General features: G+C 31.9%; 1 protein-coding gene. It reads left to right on the top strand.

Annotated elements, in window-relative coordinates; all coding sequences use genetic code 11:
* Window positions 1-746: AAA family ATPase (locus FWJ34_RS19420; protein ID WP_308256970.1), on the top strand; the 746-nt coding region annotated here is incomplete at both ends.

The raw sequence follows: 746 nt of genomic DNA, 5'->3' as shown, positions 1-746 counted from the left end.
GCATATCACCTTTATCAAAGTTTCGTTATCGAGCAGGAATATTATACGCTTTAACCGAAGCTGGAGAAAATGGACATTGCTTTTTACCTTTTCCTGAATTGGTACAATCCGCCAGTAAAATCTTAACTAATGATGACTACGAAGCTGATTTTAATGCGGTGGATGTTGTTATTCTCCAAATGCACAAAGAGGAAGATTTAATTATTGATAATCAAGATAACACCATTAATAGGAAAAATATAATTTCTGAAAATACAGTTACCAATAATAAAAAAATCTTCGATACTGAAAATATAAATAAAAATAGTAAAAATAGCATTACTAATAATGAAAATATAACTTTTGAAAATAGCACTAATAATAGTGAAAATACTATCTTTAATCCTCAAGATACAGCTAGTGATAATGAAAATATAACTCTTAATGATCCAGAGATGGCAGTGTCATTGTGTTATAAACCAGCTTTTTATTATAGTGAACAACATTTAGCCAAATTATTTAATGATAAAATCTCCTTCCCAGCACCGATTCCCCAACAATGGTTAACTAAATGGTTAAATCAATTTACCGCCCAAAATAACATCGAATTATCCTCTCAACAATATAAAGCCGTATTGATGGCAGGAAATAATCGGGTGATGATTTTAACAGGTGGACCTGGATGTGGTAAAACTTTTTCTACTAAAATGATTGTGGCATTATGGCAGTCGTTAGGATTAACCATCACTTTAGCAGCCCCCACTGGT

Source organism: Geminocystis sp. GBBB08, assembly GCF_016743215.1.
Classification (GTDB): domain Bacteria; phylum Cyanobacteriota; class Cyanobacteriia; order Cyanobacteriales; family Cyanobacteriaceae; genus Geminocystis.
Note: the sequence above shows the minus strand (reverse complement) of the source record. Positions and strands in the feature narration are given on the sequence as shown.